10 protein-coding genes are annotated in these 14,320 nt (G+C 72.5%); 5 read left to right on the top strand and 5 right to left on the bottom strand.

The window, feature by feature from the left end; genetic code table 11:
* Positions 1-3: 3 nt before the first annotated feature.
* On the top strand, positions 4-1,026 hold the full coding sequence (gene ligD, locus AB0F01_RS17420) for a non-homologous end-joining DNA ligase (protein ID WP_362095858.1): 1,023 nt from the start codon (positions 4-6) through the stop codon (positions 1,024-1,026).
* A gap of 24 nt (positions 1,027-1,050) precedes the next feature.
* Here ligD and AB0F01_RS17415 read toward each other — a convergent pair whose 3' ends face one another.
* Complete coding sequence (locus AB0F01_RS17415; protein WP_362095855.1) at positions 1,051-3,267, bottom strand: family 16 glycoside hydrolase; 2,217 nt, start codon at positions 3,265-3,267, stop codon at positions 1,051-1,053.
* Positions 3,264-5,660 (bottom strand): ThuA domain-containing protein, encoded by a 2,397-nt coding sequence (locus tag AB0F01_RS17410; protein WP_362096053.1) that lies wholly within the window; start codon positions 5,658-5,660, stop codon positions 3,264-3,266. Before AB0F01_RS17410 ends, AB0F01_RS17415 begins: the two co-directional genes overlap by 4 nt.
* Positions 5,661-5,994: 334 nt before the next feature.
* Here AB0F01_RS17410 and AB0F01_RS17405 point away from each other — a divergent pair, with 334 nt between their 5' ends.
* The 4 genes from AB0F01_RS17405 to AB0F01_RS17390 all read left to right on the top strand — a co-directional run bounded on the left by AB0F01_RS17405 (position 5,995) and on the right by AB0F01_RS17390 (position 9,640).
* Positions 5,995-7,182: a multicopper oxidase domain-containing protein gene (locus tag AB0F01_RS17405; protein WP_362095852.1), complete on the top strand. Its 1,188-nt coding sequence runs from the start codon at positions 5,995-5,997 to the stop codon at positions 7,180-7,182.
* Positions 7,183-7,340: 158 nt separating this feature from the next.
* Positions 7,341-8,396 carry a LacI family DNA-binding transcriptional regulator gene (locus AB0F01_RS17400; protein WP_362095849.1) on the top strand — a complete coding sequence of 352 codons (1,056 nt, stop codon included), beginning with the start codon at positions 7,341-7,343 and terminating at the stop codon, positions 8,394-8,396.
* A 105-nt stretch (positions 8,397-8,501) separates the two neighbouring features.
* A complete protein-coding gene (locus tag AB0F01_RS17395) occupies positions 8,502-9,299 on the top strand; it encodes a VOC family protein (protein ID WP_362095847.1) in 798 nt (265 codons plus the stop codon).
* Positions 9,300-9,394: 95 nt separating this feature from the next.
* Positions 9,395-9,640 carry a WhiB family transcriptional regulator gene (locus tag AB0F01_RS17390; protein ID WP_362095844.1) on the top strand — a complete coding sequence of 82 codons (246 nt, stop codon included), beginning with the start codon at positions 9,395-9,397 and terminating at the stop codon, positions 9,638-9,640.
* Positions 9,641-9,827: 187 nt separating this feature from the next.
* Here the strand turns inward: AB0F01_RS17390 and AB0F01_RS17385 are convergent, their stop codons facing one another.
* From AB0F01_RS17385 to AB0F01_RS17375, 3 genes are all read right to left on the bottom strand, one after another.
* Positions 9,828-10,802, bottom strand: coding sequence for an acyl-ACP desaturase (locus AB0F01_RS17385; RefSeq protein ID WP_362095841.1), 975 nt, complete (start codon positions 10,800-10,802; stop codon positions 9,828-9,830).
* A gap of 236 nt (positions 10,803-11,038) precedes the next feature.
* Positions 11,039-11,815, bottom strand: a complete 777-nt coding sequence (gene ddaH / locus AB0F01_RS17380; protein WP_362095838.1) for a dimethylargininase — start codon at positions 11,813-11,815, stop codon at positions 11,039-11,041.
* Between the two features lie 192 nt (positions 11,816-12,007).
* Positions 12,008-14,314 (bottom strand): excinuclease ABC subunit UvrA, encoded by a 2,307-nt coding sequence (locus AB0F01_RS17375; protein WP_362095835.1) that lies wholly within the window; start codon positions 14,312-14,314, stop codon positions 12,008-12,010.
* Positions 14,315-14,320 lie beyond the last annotated feature (6 nt).

The following is a 14,320-nucleotide window of genomic DNA, read 5'->3' as shown; positions in this document are numbered from 1 at the left end:
CGCATGGCGGAAGCGGTGGAACTGGACGTGGCCGGCCGGACCGTACGGGTGTCCAGCCCGGACAAGATCTTCTTCCCGGAACCCGGCTACACCAAGCTGGACGTGGCCCGCTACTACCAGGCGGTCGCCCCCGGCCTGCTGCGCGCCCTGCGCAACCGCCCGACCACGCTCCAGCGCTACCCGGACGGCATCGACGGCGAGTGGTTCTACCAGAAGCGCGCCCCCAAGGGCATGCCCGACTGGATCCCCACCGCGCACATCACCTTCCCCAGCGGCCGCAGCGCCGACGAGATGTGCCCCACCGAGGAGGGCGCCGTGGTCTGGGCGGCGCAGTACGGCACACTCACCTTCCACCCGTGGCCGGTGCGCCGGGACGACGTGGACCACCCCGACGAACTGCGCATCGACCTCGACCCGCAGCCCGGCACCGACTACGACGACGCCGTCCGCGCCGCCCATGAACTGCGGGCCGTGCTGGAGGAGTTCGGCCTGCGCGGCTGGACCAAGACCTCCGGCGGCCGGGGCCTGCACGTCTTCGTGCCGATCGAGCCGCGCTGGACCTTCACCCAGGTCCGCCGCGCCGCCATCGCCGTCGGCCGGGAGCTGGAGCGCCGGATGCCCGAGCAGGTCACCATCAAGTGGTGGAAGGAGGAGCGCGGCGAACGCATCTTCGTCGACTACAACCAGACCGCCCGCGACCGCACCATCGCCTCCGCCTACTCCGTGCGGCCCCGCCCGCACGCGCCCGTCTCGGCGCCGCTGCGCTGGGAGGAGGTCGGCACCGCGCGCCCGGAGGACTTCGACCTCGTGACGATGCCCGCGCGCTTCGCCGAACTCGGCGACGTGCACGCGGACATGGACGACCACGCGTTCTCGCTGGAGCCCCTGCTGGAACTCGCCCGGCGCGACGAGCAGGACCACGGGCTGGCCGACCTGCCGTACCCGCCGGAGTACCCGAAGATGCCCGGCGAGCCGAGCCGGGTCCAGCCGAGCCGGGCCAGGAAGCCGAAACCCACGGCCACCTGACGCCGACCCGGCCGGACCGGTGGATCAGGACAGGTCCTTGATCCTGATGTCGCGGTACGAGACCACGTCACCGGTGCCGTGCACCTGGAGCCCGATGTAGCCGGAGGCGAACCGCCGCCCGTCGGTGCCCGGGTCGTCCGAGCGCGGCGGGGTGAAGTCCTGGCCGCCGGTGTTGTGGAACTCGTTGATCAGCACACCGTTGCGGTAGACCGAGTAGTGCTGGTCCACCACGCGGATCTCGTAGTCGTTCCAGGTGCCCTTCTGTGTGACGCCCGCCCCGGCGAGGCCCACCCGGTCGAAACCGTAGACCGAGCCCGTCTTGTACATGTCGCCGGTGGGGGAGTCGAACACCTGGATCTCGTGCCCGTACTTGATGGCCGCCCACTCGGGGCGCGGCTCCTCCGGGTGGTCGTGGATCTGCGGGAACCGTACGAACACACCGGAGTTGGCGTTCTGGCCGCCCGGCGCGTCGTCACGCCACTGGAGCTTCAGCGAGAAGTCGCCGTACTTCCGCTCGGGGAACCACAGCATGCCGAGCCCGCCCCGGGTGGTGCCCGAGGTGATGGAGCCGTCCTCGTTCAGCGCGAACGAACCGCCGCCCACGTGCTGCCACTTGGCGAAGGACGCCTCGGTGCCGTCGAGGATCGTCCGGTAGCCGTCGGTCTGGCCGGGCGTGCCGATGCCCGACTGCCGGGCGGCCTGGTTCACGGCCCGGTACTCGCGCTGGTCGACGACCCCTTCCTTCTTCAGGCGGTCCAGGACGGTCCGCACGTGCTTGAGGAACAGCGCGTGCGAGGTCCATTCCTTCTCGTCCTCGATCAGCTCGCCGATCCGGCACCGGTTGTCGGTGACCCGGTTGGGCACGCCGGTGTCGACCGTGCCGACGAACACCGTCCGCCGCTCGTCGTACTCCGGGCAGTTGGGCGCGGGCACGCCGCCGCCCGCCACCACCGTGAAGCCCACCGAGAGTGCCTCGGAGGTGTTGCCCGCCTTGTCCGTCGCCCGGTAGGCCACGGTGTGCCGGCCGGCCCGGTCGACCAGGACCGGCCGGGAGTAGGCGAGGTACGGGCCGCCGTCGAGCGAGTACTCGATCCCGGCGACGCCGGAACCGCCCTCGTCGGTGGCGCTGACCGTGACCCGCGCGCTGCCCACGTAGGCGCCGTCGGAGTTCCTGGTGCCCTCGACGCCCACTCCGGTCACCGGGGGCGTGGTGTCCTGCGGGGGAGCGGCGACGACCGTGAATTCCACGCTCTTCATGGCGGCAACGTTGCCCGCCCGGTCGGTGGCGCGGTAGCGGACGGTGTGCGTGCCGACCCGGTGCACCATGACCGGGCCGGTGTACGTCTGCCAGGCGCCGTCGCCGATCGCGTACTCGATGGTGTTGACGCCGGAACCGGTGTCGGAGGCGGAGACGGTCACCGTCGCCATGTCGACGTAGGCGCCGTCCTGGTTCCGTTCACCGTCCACGGTCGCCGACGTCTCGGGCGCCGTGGTGTCGTCGGTCGGCGGGGCGACGACGGTGAAGGCGACGCTCCCGGGCTCGGAGACGTTGCCCGCCCTGTCCAGTGCCCGGTAGCGCACCGTGTGGTCGCCCACCTGGTCGATCACCACCGGCGCGGTGTACGGCTGCCAGGTCTCGTCGTCGCCGACCGCGTACTCGATGCGCTCGACGCCGGAGCCCTCGTCGGTGGCCGCCAGCACGACGCTCGCCGAACCCACGTACTGACCATCGGCGTTGCGGGTGCCGGTCACCTCGGCGGTGGCCTCGGGCGCGGTGGTGTCGTCCTCGCCGCCGCCCTCGGTCACCACCAGGATGCCCTGCATCTCGCCGTGGCCGGGGATCGTGCAGTGGTAGAAGTAGCGGCCCGGGGTGAGGGTCACCTCCGCGGTGTGCCGGCCTCCCTGGGCGTCCCCCGGGTTGGCCAGGATGTTCAGCTGGACGTCGTTGTTGAACTCCGGGTCGGACGTGACGAACGTCAGGGTGTGCGGCATGCCGGTGGTGTTGCCGGTGGCCGCGCTGTTCTCGAAGACGATCGTCGCCCTGCCCGCCACCGCGGTCGTCGGCGCCGACAGGTACTTGTCGATGTCGTTGCCCGCGGTCCAGGTGAGGACCTGCTCCGCGGCCCGCGCCCCGCCCGTGCCGCGGCCGTCGGCCACGGAGGCGGTCTGCAGGCCGAGCGCCATCAGCAGGGCGGCCAACAGGGCCGCCCACAGGCGCCGTTGTCGTGTCACCGGTGTCATCCGGTCCTCCTCGCGAGATCGCCGGCGGCCGGGGTCGGCCCGCCACCGGTGTAGGTGACCCGCCACAGCGCCGACCTGGCGTCCGAGGTGAAGAAGCCGCGGCCGTAGTCGAGGACGTACAGGGCGCCGTCCGGACCGAACTTCCAGTCCATGAGGTTCTTGATGCCGTCGTTGCCGACCGGCACGATCTTCTTCAGCGATTCCGCGTGCACCGGAAGCCCGCCGCTCCCGACCGTCTTCGGGTCCAGGAGCACCGCGTGGCGCGGCTGGTCGGCGTCGTAGAAGTCGCCGACGAACCACGTGCCGTCCCAGTACGCGGGCCACTTGACGGCGCTGTCGCTGCGGGCGTCGAAGCGGTACACCGGACCGTTCATCGCGGCCTGGCCGCCGCCCTTGAGCCAGGGCAGCCCGTAGGTGGCCTCGTCGGCCTTGTAGGAGGGCACGCCGTTCGCGTCGCGCGGGAAGTCGGGGGCGCCGCCCTGGGGCGAGTACCAGATGGTGTTGGGGGTCACCGGCGGGAGGTTGACCAGGCCGTCGTTGTTCGGCGACTCGTTCTTCGGCCGGTCGCAGTCGTACCAGCCCAGCGGCTGGGACGGGTCCGGCAGGTTGCGGTCCCGGTAGGGCTGCTTGTTGCCCATGCAGTACGGCCAGCCGTGGTTGCCCGCCTTCGTGATGGCGGCGAAGGTGTCGTACTTGGCCGGCCCCCATGTGGTCGACGGCTGCCCGGCGTCCGGGCCGACCCAGCCGGCGTACAGCACGTCGGTCGCCGGGTCGACGGAGATCCGCGCCGGGTTGCGCACGCCCATCACGTAGATCTCGCCGCGGGTCTTCCCACCGCCCTCGGCGGTCTCCTCACCGGTGAAGAGGTTGCCCTCCGGCAGGGTGTACGTGCCGTCCGGCTCCGGGTGGATGCGCAGGATCTTGCCGTTGAGGTTGTTGGTGTTGCCGGCGGTGCGGCGCGCGTCCGCGAAGGAGACGCCCTTGTACTGCGGCTCCGGGTTGTTGCCGGAGTAACCGCCGCTGAATCCGCTGGAGTTGTTGTCCCCGGTGGCGATGTAGAGGTTGCCCTTCGAGTCCCAGGCCATGCCGCCGCCCGCGTGGCAGCAACTGTGGATCTGCACCGGCCACTTCAGCAGCACCTTCTCGCTGCCGGGCAGCAGCCTGTCCGTCTCCCGGTCCAGCGTGAACCGGGAGACGCGCCGCTCGGCCATGCGGGTGTCGCGGTCGATCTCCGAGTGGGGTGTGTAGTGCAGGTACACCCACCCGTTGCGCGCGAACCCGGGGTCCAGCTCGATGCCGAGCAGACCCTCCTCGTTCTTGCGCAGCTCGTCGCCACCGCCCTTGTTGCCGAACACGTCGAGCGCCCCGGCGAGGGTGACCTTCCCGGTCTTCGGATCGTAGACGTGGATCTCGCCCCGGCCCTTGCCGATGTCCGGGTCGTTCCAGTCGGTGACGACCGGGCGGGAGGAGTCGGCGCCGCCGCGGCCGATGTAGAACACGCGGCCGTCGGGGGCGGTGACCAGGCCGTGCGGCTCGCCGATCTGGTCGTTCTTCCCCGGTTGGTTGGGTTCGGTGAGCCGCTCCGCCTCGTAGTTGCCGTCGATCGTCGCCTTGCAGTCGGCCTGCACCAGTCGGGTGGCCCACAGCAGGGCCCCGCGCAGGTGGTCGCGGAAGTCGGTCTCGTCGTAGGACGACACGGTGCCGCCCATGCCGGTGTAGAAGGACCGGCCGCCGTCGTAGTCCCGGCACCAGCTGACGGGGTGGTCCGCGCCGTGGGCGCCGGCCCCGGGCTGGTACGTCGACTCCCGTACGCGGGCGACCGTGTGGACGTCACCCGAGGGGTTCTTCGCCCAGTTCAGCCACTTGTCCGGCCGCTTCCACTCCAGCGGCAGGTCCTTCGTCGCCGGGTGCCGGCGGTCGCCGACCTCGACGGTCGCCCGCTGCACCCGGTCCGGGGAGGCCGCCGGACGGGCGCCGATCAGCCCGGTGAACCAGTCCGAGTACGGCTCGGCGCGCGCCGCGTCGTGGATGCCGACGAACCCGCCGCCGGCCTCCATGTACGCCTCCAGACCGGCCTCCTGGTCCGGGTCGAGGACGTCACCGCCGCCGGTCAGGAACACGACGGCGTTGAAGCGGCTCAGCCGCTTGTCGTTGGTGAAGACGGCGGCATTGTCGGTCGCGGTCACCGAGAAGCGCTGCTCGGCGGGGCCGGTCAGCCCGATCCGCTCGATGGCCGCGATCCCGGCGTTCACCACCGGTGACTCCTCGCCGCCCGCGGCGGAGCCGTGGAACAGCAGCACCCGCACGTCGGCGCCGCCGGGCGGCGACGTGATGGACATCGTTGTCACGGACGGATCCGTGTCCGGGCGCGCAGTCGCCGCGGGGCCGGACATCAGCCCGGCGGCCACGACCCCCGCGGTGACGGTGGCCGCCCAGGCCCGCCGTCTCCTCCGTGCGGCCCGCGTCGTGTTCTGGCCTGTGGTGTTCAACCCGCGTAAGACGTCAGGTTGTTGGTGCGAGGGGAACCGCATGTGGTCACCCACCCCTCCTCGGTCGCAGCAACGGCGTCAAGGAAGCTAGACCTCTTTGCCTCACCCGCCAATACCTATGGCCGCAACGAAACGAACTTTGTCCTGAGTGTGGATAAACGGCGGGGCGGTCAGTACGGTTTCACAGGTTCATGACAGCCACGGGCCCAACGCACGCCCGCATCCAGGGGAGTTCGGCATGGACAGACGCGGCTTCAACCGACGGGTACTGCTGGGCGGAGCGGCCGTCGCGACATCGTTGTCGCTGGCACCCGAGGCCGCCGTCGCGGCCGGTCCGGTGCGCACCGCGCCCGCCGGGGGAGAGGTCCGGCGCATGAAGATGTACGCCGAGCGCCTGCCCGGCGGGCAGATGGGCTACGGCCTGGAGAAGGGCAAGGCGTCCGTCCCCGGCCCGCTGATCGAGCTCAACGAGGGCGACACGCTGCACGTCGAGTTCGAGAACACCATGGACGTCCCCGTCAGCCTGCACGTCCACGGCCTGGACTACGAGATCTCCAGCGACGGCACCAGGCAGAACAAGAGCGACGTCCCGCCGGGCGGCACCCGCACCTACACCTGGCGCACCCACCGCCCCGGCCGGCGCTCCGACGGCACCTGGCGGTCCGGCAGCGCCGGCTACTGGCACTACCACGACCATGTCGTCGGCACCGAACACGGCACGGGCGGCATCCGCAACGGGCTCTACGGCGCGGTGATCGTGCGCCGCAAGGGCGACGTCCTGCCCGACCGGACGCACACCATCGTCTTCAACGACATGACCATCAACAACCGGCCCGCGCACACCGGTCCGAACGTCGAGGCCACCGTGGGCGACCGCGTGGAGATCGTCATGATCACGCACGGCGAGTTCTACCACACGTTCCACATGCACGGGCACCGCTGGGCCGACAACCGCACCGGCATCCTGACCGGCCCCGACGACCCCAGCCGGGTCATCGACAACAAGATCTGCGGACCGGCGGACTCCTTCGGCTTTCAGATCATCGCCGGCGAGGGCGTCGGCGCGGGGGCCTGGATGTACCACTGCCACGTCCAGAGCCACTCCGACATGGGCATGGTCGGCCTGTTCCTGGTGAAGAAGCCGGACGGCACCATCCCCGGGTACGACCCGGACCACCCCCACCACGACGGCTCGGGCGCGACGAAGCAGGGCGCCGACGGCCCCGGGGGCGGCCCGGGAGCGGAGAAGTCGTCCGCGCGGGACGCGGACGGCGGGCCCCCGCCCACCGGGCCCCTGGACACCGGGTCTCCGGACACCGGGTCTCCGGACACCGGGTCCCCGGCAGCGGAGAAGACCGCCGGACCCCCGGCCGCGGAGAAGGCCGGCTCCGGGGCGAAGGCGGCCGAGGCCCATCACCACCACTGACGGCGCCGTCGCTCCCCTCGCCGCCCGTGACGGGCCCGTCACCGTCCCAGCCGGGTCCCGTCGGTCCCACCGCCGGTGTCCCGGCCCAAGGAAGCGCTCTCGCCCGCCCGCGCACCGGGGCTATCCTGTCCCGGAGCCGCAGGTGAGGAGCCCCAGACGTGACGGAGACTGTGCCGCGCCCCACGCTGGAGGCCGTGGCCGCCCGGGCCGGGGTCTCCCGGGCCACCGTGTCCCGGGTGGTCAACGGCGGCGACGGCGTCCGGGAACCGCTGGCCGAACGGGTGCGGCAGGCCGTGGAGGAACTCGGCTACGTGCCCAACCAGGCGGCCCGGAGCCTGGTGACCAAACGCCACGACGCCGTGGCCGTGATCGTCGCCGAACCCGAGACCCGCGTCTTCTCCGACCCGTTCTTCGCCCGGCAGTTGCGCGGCATCAGCAAGGAGCTGACCGCCCACGACAACCAGTTGGTCCTGCTGCTCACCGAGGGCCGCCACGACCACGCCCGGGTCGGCCGCTACCTGGCGGGCGGGCACGTCGACGGAGCACTGGTGTTCTCCCTGCACCTGGCCGACCCGCTGCCGGAACTGATCCAGCGCGCGGGCCTCCCCACCGTGTTCGGCGGCCGTCCCGGCTGGACCGGCGGGCGCGGCGCCGACGACGTGCGGTACGTGGACAGCGACAACCGCGGCGGGGCCCGGGACGCCGTGCGCCACCTGCTCGGCCTCGGCCGCGAGCACGTCGCGCACATCACCGGCCCCCTGGACCAGACCTCGGCGGCGGACCGGCTGGCCGGCTACCGGGACGTCATGGCGGGCGCCGACCCGCTCCTCGTCGCGGAGGGCGACTTCACGGCCGGCGGCGGCGAACGCGCGATGCGCGAGCTGCTGGACCGACGGCCCTCGCTGGACGCGGTGTTCGCCGCCAACGACCTCACCGCCGCTGGCGCCCTGCGGGCCCTGCGCGAGCACGGGCGCCGGGTGCCGGACGACGTCGCCGTGGTCGGCTTCGACGACATGCTCCCCGTCGCCGAACAGACCGACCCGCCGCTCACCACGGTCCGCCAGGACATCGAGGAGATGGGCCGGCTCATGGCCCGCCTGCTCCTGCGCGACCTGGACCGCGGGACCCCGGAGGCGGAGGCGGAGGCGGAGGCCGGCGGTTCCCCCGCCGGCGTGGTCCTCCCGACCACCCTGGTCCGGCGGGCATCGGCCTGACCCTCGGGCCGCTCCGACCGGCCTCCGGCCGCGTCCCCACGGCCGTTGTCAGTGGGGGGTGGAAGACTCGGCGGAGTCGGTGACGAGACCGCCCGGAGGAGACCGATGCTCACCACCCGCTTCGTCGACGGCGCCCCCGACTGGATCGAGGTCGCCGCCCCCGACACCGACGGCGTCACGTCCTTCTACGGGCGGTTGTTCGGCTGGACGTACCGATCCGCGGGACCCGAGGGCGGTGGTTACGGCTTCTTCGAACGGGACGGCGGGATCGTCGCGGCCGCCACCCGCGTCCCGCCCGGCCAGGGGCCGCCCGCGTGGACCGTCTACTTCCAGACCTCCGACGCGGACGCCACGGCCGAGGCGGTCCGGGCGGCGGGCGGCGGTGTCACCTCCCCGCCCGAGCAGGTGATGAGCCAGGGGCGGTCCGCGATCCTCACCGACACCGCCGGGGTGCCCTTCGGCGTCTGGCAGCCCGAGCGGCGCATCGGCCTGGACCGGGCCGGGGACGTGGGCTCGCTGTGCTGGGCCGAACTGCACACCCCGGACGTCGCGCGCGCCGCCGCCTTCTTCCACCGGGTCCTCGGCTGGGAGACGACCGGGGTGACGTTCCCGGGCGGGGTCTACACGTCCGTCAACCCGGCGGGCACGGGCGAGGACGGCGCGTTCGGCGGCCTGGTCCCGCTGGCCGACGACCCCGAGGACGCGCGGTCCGGTGCCCGGGCCCACTGGCTCCCCTACTTCGGCGTCGACGACCCGGACGCGGTGGTCGCCGAGGCCACCGCCCTGGGCGGCCGGGTACGGATGCCGGCCACCTCGATCCCCGGCGTCGGCCGCCTGGCCCGCCTGGAGGACCCGTACGGCGCGGTGTTCGCCGTGCTCCGGGGGGACCCGGGGGAGCGGTGACCCGGTGGCGGGTGCCGGGCAGACCCGCCCCTCGCCGTCCCGGCGTTGATCCGGCGTTGAGCGAACGTTTCGCGCCGCGGGAGACGCTTCTGGCCATGCACACCGAAACGTTCCCGGCGCCCGACCTCACCTGGCAGGAGGAGGCGCTGTGCGCCCAGACCGGGGGAGACTTCTTCTTCCCCGAGCCCGGCAGCTCGGTCCGCGACGCCAAGCGGATCTGCGGGATGTGTCCCATCCGTGCCGCCTGCCTGGAGTACGCCCTGACGCACGACATGCGCTTCGGGGTCTGGGGCGGGCTGTCGGAGAAGGAGCGGCTGTCGCTGCGCCGCACCTCCCGGTAGGCCGCCGCGGCACCTCCCGGTAGGCCACAGCCCCTTCCGGCAGGCCGCAGCCCGTCCTTGCGGGCCGCAGCCCCTTCCGGCAGGCCGCGCAGTGCTCTGCCGGTGGGTCCGTGCACAAGCCGGGAGGTCCGGCGCGCGCCTGGCGGGAGGCGCGCGCCGGACCTCCCGGAGGAACGTGGTGCGGCGGTCAGCCGGCGGCGCGGGCCGCCATGCGGGCCTTGCGGGCGGCCAGCTTCTCGTCGAACTTCGCGGCTTCGGCGTCCAGGCCGTTCATGAACAGTCCCAACTCCTCCTGAGCCTTCAGGCCCTCCGGGCCCAGACCGTCGATCTCCATGACCTTCAGGAAGCGCAGCACCGGCTGCAGGACGTCGTCGTGGTGGATGCGGAGGTTGTAGACCTCGCCGATCGCCATCTGCGCGGCGGCGCGCTCGAAGCCGGGGATGCCGTGGCCGGGCATGCGGAAGTTCACGACCACGTCGCGGACCGCCATCATGGTCAGGTCGGGGGCGATCTCGAAGGCGGCCGCGAGCAGGTTGCGGTAGAAGACCATGTGCAGGTTCTCGTCGGTCGCGATGCGCGCCAGCATGCGGTCGCAGACCGGGTCCCCCGACTGGTGGCCGGTGTTGCGGTGGGAGATGCGGGTGGCCAGCTCCTGGAAGGAGACGTAGGCGACCGAGTGCAGCATCGAGTGCCGGTTGTCCGACTCGAAGCCCTCGCTCATGTGCGCCATGCGGAACTGCTCCAGCTTGTCCGGGTCCACCGCGCGCGAGGCGAGCAGGTAGTCCCGCATCACGATGCCGTGGCGGCCCTCCTCCGCGGTCCAGCGGTGCACCCAGGTGCCCCAGGCGCCGTCGCGGCCGAACAGGGTGGCGATCTCGTGGTGGTAGCTGGGGAGGTTGTCCTCGGTCAGCAGGTTCACCACCAGGGCGATGCGGCCGACCTCGGTGACCTTGGACTGCTCCTTGTCCCAGGCCTCGCCGTCCTCGAAGAAGCCGGGGAAGTTGCGGGCGTCGCTGAAGGGGACGTACTCGTGCGGCATCCAGTCCTTGGCGACCTTCAGATGCCGGTTGAGTTCCTTCTCGACCACTTCCTCCAGGGCGTACAGCAGCCGTGCGTCCGTCCATCCGGTCGAACTGGCGAGGTGGGGAGAAGTAAGCGTCACGGGGACTCCAGGGGGACGGGGGTGGGACGGGATCCGGCGAGCGGTGCCGGAACCTACGGCATCGTAGGCTACGAATCCGTAGGTTACGAAACCGTAGGTTAAGTGCGCCGTAAAGCCCCCCGGCCAGAGGGAAGAGGACGGCCGCGGGCGGCCGCGGTGGCGCGGCCCGAGTCCCCCCGGCCGCGCGGCCCATGCCGGTGTCCCGGCGGGGCGGTCCGCCGGCCGGCCGCAGCCGGTCAGGCGTACAGGTCCCGCAACCGGACGGACAGGCAGGTGACGCAGCCCTCCAGCTTCTCGAACTCGCCGATGTCCACCAGGACCGGCGCGTACCCGAGATCCGCGTACAGTTCCGCGGTCTTCGGGGCGCTCGCCGCCATCAGCAGCCGGTCCCCGCCGAGGAGCACGACGTGGGCCCCCGACGGCTCCGGCACGGGCAGGAACCGGGGGAACAGCGACGGCACGTCCACCGTCGGCAGGTGGCCGACGACCGTGCCGTCCGGCAGCGCCGTGACCGCCGACTTCAGGTGCAGCACGCTGCTCACCGGCACGGACACCACCCGCGCGCCGAGCGGCTCGAAAGCGGCCCGCAGCTGCTGCACCCCGGCCGCGTTGGTCCGCCCGCCCCGGCCGACGTAGACCGTGTCACCGATCTTCAGCACGTCGCCGCCGTCCAGGGTGCCCGGCTCCCACACCCAGTTCACCGAGCAGCCCAGCGCGGCCACGGCCTCCTCGATCCCGGCCGTCTCGGGGCGCCGCGACTCGGCGCCGGGACGGGCGATCAGCGCCACGTTCCGGAACATCACCACGGTGTCCTCGACGAACACCGCGTCCGGGCAGTCGTCGGCCGGGTCCACCTCCACCGTCTCCCAGCCGTGGTCGAGCAGCGCCTCCGTGTACGCCTCCCACTGCTCCAGCGCGCGGCCGGCGTCGACCGGCTCGCGTTCGATGTGCGTGACCAGCCCTTCGGCGAGCCGGGGACCGGGACGGCGGACGAGGGCCTTCTTGCTGGACACGGGCGGGACTCCGAATCGGACGGGGCTGTGGGACCACGGGCCGGGGGAGCCGCGCGGCACACGCGGACGCCCCCGGCCGTCGGCGGACCATCATGCAGGGCGAATCGGGGCAGGACCACCCCTGACGGCGATGAGATGTACCACCGGTAACGCGGTGTCCGCGCGGTCGTCCGGCCGGCCGGAGGCGGGCGGTCAGCGCCCCCGCACCACCCGGCGCAGGTGCTCCCCGGTGAACGTGCCGTCGGCGCGCAGGAGTTGCGCGGGCGTGCCCTCGAAGACCACCCGGCCGCCCTCCCGGCCGCCGCCCGGACCGAGGTCCACGACCCAGTCGGCGCGGGCGACGACGTCCAGATTGTGTTCCACCACCACGACGGTGTTCCCCCGGTCCACCAGCCGGTCCAGCAGGGTGACGAGACCGTCCACGTCCGCCATGTGCAGGCCGGTCGTCGGCTCGTCCAGGACGTAGACCACGCCCGTGCGGTGCAGCCGGGTGGCCAGCTTGATCCGCTGGCGTTCCCCGCCGGACAGCGTGGACAGCGGCTGTCCGAGCGTGAGGTAGGTCAGCCCGACGTCCCGCAGGGCGCGCAGGCGCCGGCCGATGGCCGGGTCGTCGAAGAAGCCGAGCGCCTCGTCGGCCGTCATGTCCAGCACGTCGGCCACGGACCGCCCGGCGACGGTGAGCGCGAGGACCTCGTCGCCGAAACGCCGGCCCGCGCAGTCCGGGCAGGTCGTGGTCACCGGGTCCATGAACGCCAGGTCCGTCCGGATCGTCCCCCGGCCCTCGCAGGCCGCGCACGCCCCCGCGGAGTTGAAGCTGAACAGTCCCGGGTCCCGGCCGGTCTCCCGGGCGAAAAGGCCGCGCACCGTGTCCATGACCCCGAGGTAGGTGGCCGGGGTGGACCGGGCCGAGATGCCGATCGAGGACTGGTCCACCACGACGGCGTCCTCGTGCGCCGCGGTGAACTCGGCGACCAGCGTGCTCTTGCCGGACCCGGCGACCCCGGTCACCGCGGTGAGGACCCCGGCGGGGAACCGTACCGTCAGCGAGCGCAGATTGTGCCGGTCGGCGTCCTTCACCCACAGCGCGCCCGACGGTTCCCGCACCACCTCCTTGACCGTCGGCCGCCGCCCCAGGCACCGCCCGGTGACGGTGTCCGCCGCGGCCAGGGCGTCCGGGGTCCCCTCGAAGACGACCCGGCCGCCGCCCGCGCCCGCGCCCGGCCCCATGTCGACGACGTGGTCGGCCAGCGCGATCACGTCCGGGTCGTGCTCGACGACCAGGACCGTGTTGCCCTGGTCGCGCAGCCGCAGCAGCAGGTCGCCGAGCCGGTGCACGTCCCGCGGATGCAGCCCGACGGTGGGCTCGTCGAAGATGTACGTCATCCCGGACAGGCTCGACCCGAGGTGCCGCACCGTCTTCAGCCGCTGGCCCTCGCCCCCGGACAGGGTGGCCGTCTCCCGGTCCAGGCTGAGGTAGCCGAGACCGATCGCCTCGATGCGCTCCAGCGCCGTGACGGCGGCCCGGGCGACCGGTGCGGCGACCGGGTCGTCGATCCCGCGCAGCACCGGGATCAGGTCGCCGACCTGCATCCGGGTGCAGTCGGCGATGGACAGTCCGCCCACCCGGGTCGCCAGCGCCGCCGCGTTCAGCCGGGCGCCGCCGCAGTCCGGGCAGGTGCCCTCGGTCAGGAACCGCCGCACCGTGTCACGGGTCCGGGGGCTCATCGCGGCCAGGTCCCGCTTGAGGTACAGACGCTCGAACCGGTCGGCGAGCCCTTCGTACTCGGTGGTCCAGGTGCCGCCCGTGCCCCGCACGGTGACCTTGCTGCCCGGCCGTCCCCGCATCAGGAAGTCCCTCTCGGCCGCGGTGAACGCGCGCACCGGTTTGTGCGGGTCCAGGTCGTCGCTGTTGGTGTACGCCTGCCCCTGCCAGGTCCCCGGCGCGAACGGCGGGAAGCGGACCGCGCCGCCGGCGAGTGAGAGGTCCCGGTCGAGGATGCGGTCCCAGTCGGGCGCCACCGTCCGGCCCAGCCCGTCGCAGCGGGGGCACATCCCGGCCGGGTCGTTGAACGAGTACGCCGTCGCCGGACCGGCGCTCGGCGTACCGTGCCGGGAGAACAGCACCCGGATCACGGCGTACACGTCCGTCATGGTCCCCACCGTCGACCGGGAGTGACCGCCGACCGGCCGCTGGTCGACGACGATCGCGGGCGTCAGGTCCTCCAGGGCGTCCGCGTGCGGCCGCTCGTACTTCGGCAGCCGGTTGCGGACGAACGAGGTGTACGTCTCGTTCAGCTGCCGCTGCGACTCGACCGCGAGGGTGTCGAAGACGACGGACGACTTCCCCGATCCCGAGACGCCGGTGAACACGGTCAGCCGGCCCTTCGGGATACGGAGGGAGACGTCCTGGAGGTTGTTCTCCCTGGCCCCGACGAGGGTGAGGAAACCCCCGCAGTGACAGGACCCGGTGGAACGTTCGCGTGTGCTGTTCGGCCTCATGCCGCC

Source organism: Streptomyces sp. NPDC029526 (genome assembly GCF_040637405.1).
In the GTDB taxonomy this organism is placed as follows: Bacteria; Actinomycetota; Actinomycetes; order Streptomycetales; family Streptomycetaceae; genus Streptomyces.
Note: the sequence above shows the minus strand (reverse complement) of the source record. Positions and strands in the feature narration are given on the sequence as shown.

Excerpts from the sequence above, each read along its gene's own strand:
- ligD (WP_362095858.1), top strand. The coding sequence starts at position 4 with ATGGCGGAAGCGGTGGAACTGGACGTGGCCGGCCGGACCGTACGGGTG.
- AB0F01_RS17415 (WP_362095855.1), bottom strand. The coding sequence starts at position 3,267 with ATGACACCGGTGACACGACAACGGCGCCTGTGGGCGGCCCTGTTGGCC.
- AB0F01_RS17410 (WP_362096053.1), bottom strand. The coding sequence starts at position 5,660 with ATGTCCGGCCCCGCGGCGACTGCGCGCCCGGACACGGATCCGTCCGTG.
- AB0F01_RS17405 (WP_362095852.1), top strand. The coding sequence starts at position 5,995 with ATGGACAGACGCGGCTTCAACCGACGGGTACTGCTGGGCGGAGCGGCC.
- AB0F01_RS17395 (WP_362095847.1), top strand. The coding sequence starts at position 8,502 with ATGCTCACCACCCGCTTCGTCGACGGCGCCCCCGACTGGATCGAGGTC.
- AB0F01_RS17390 (WP_362095844.1), top strand. The coding sequence starts at position 9,395 with ATGCACACCGAAACGTTCCCGGCGCCCGACCTCACCTGGCAGGAGGAG.
- AB0F01_RS17375 (WP_362095835.1), bottom strand. The coding sequence starts at position 14,314 with ATGAGGCCGAACAGCACACGCGAACGTTCCACCGGGTCCTGTCACTGC.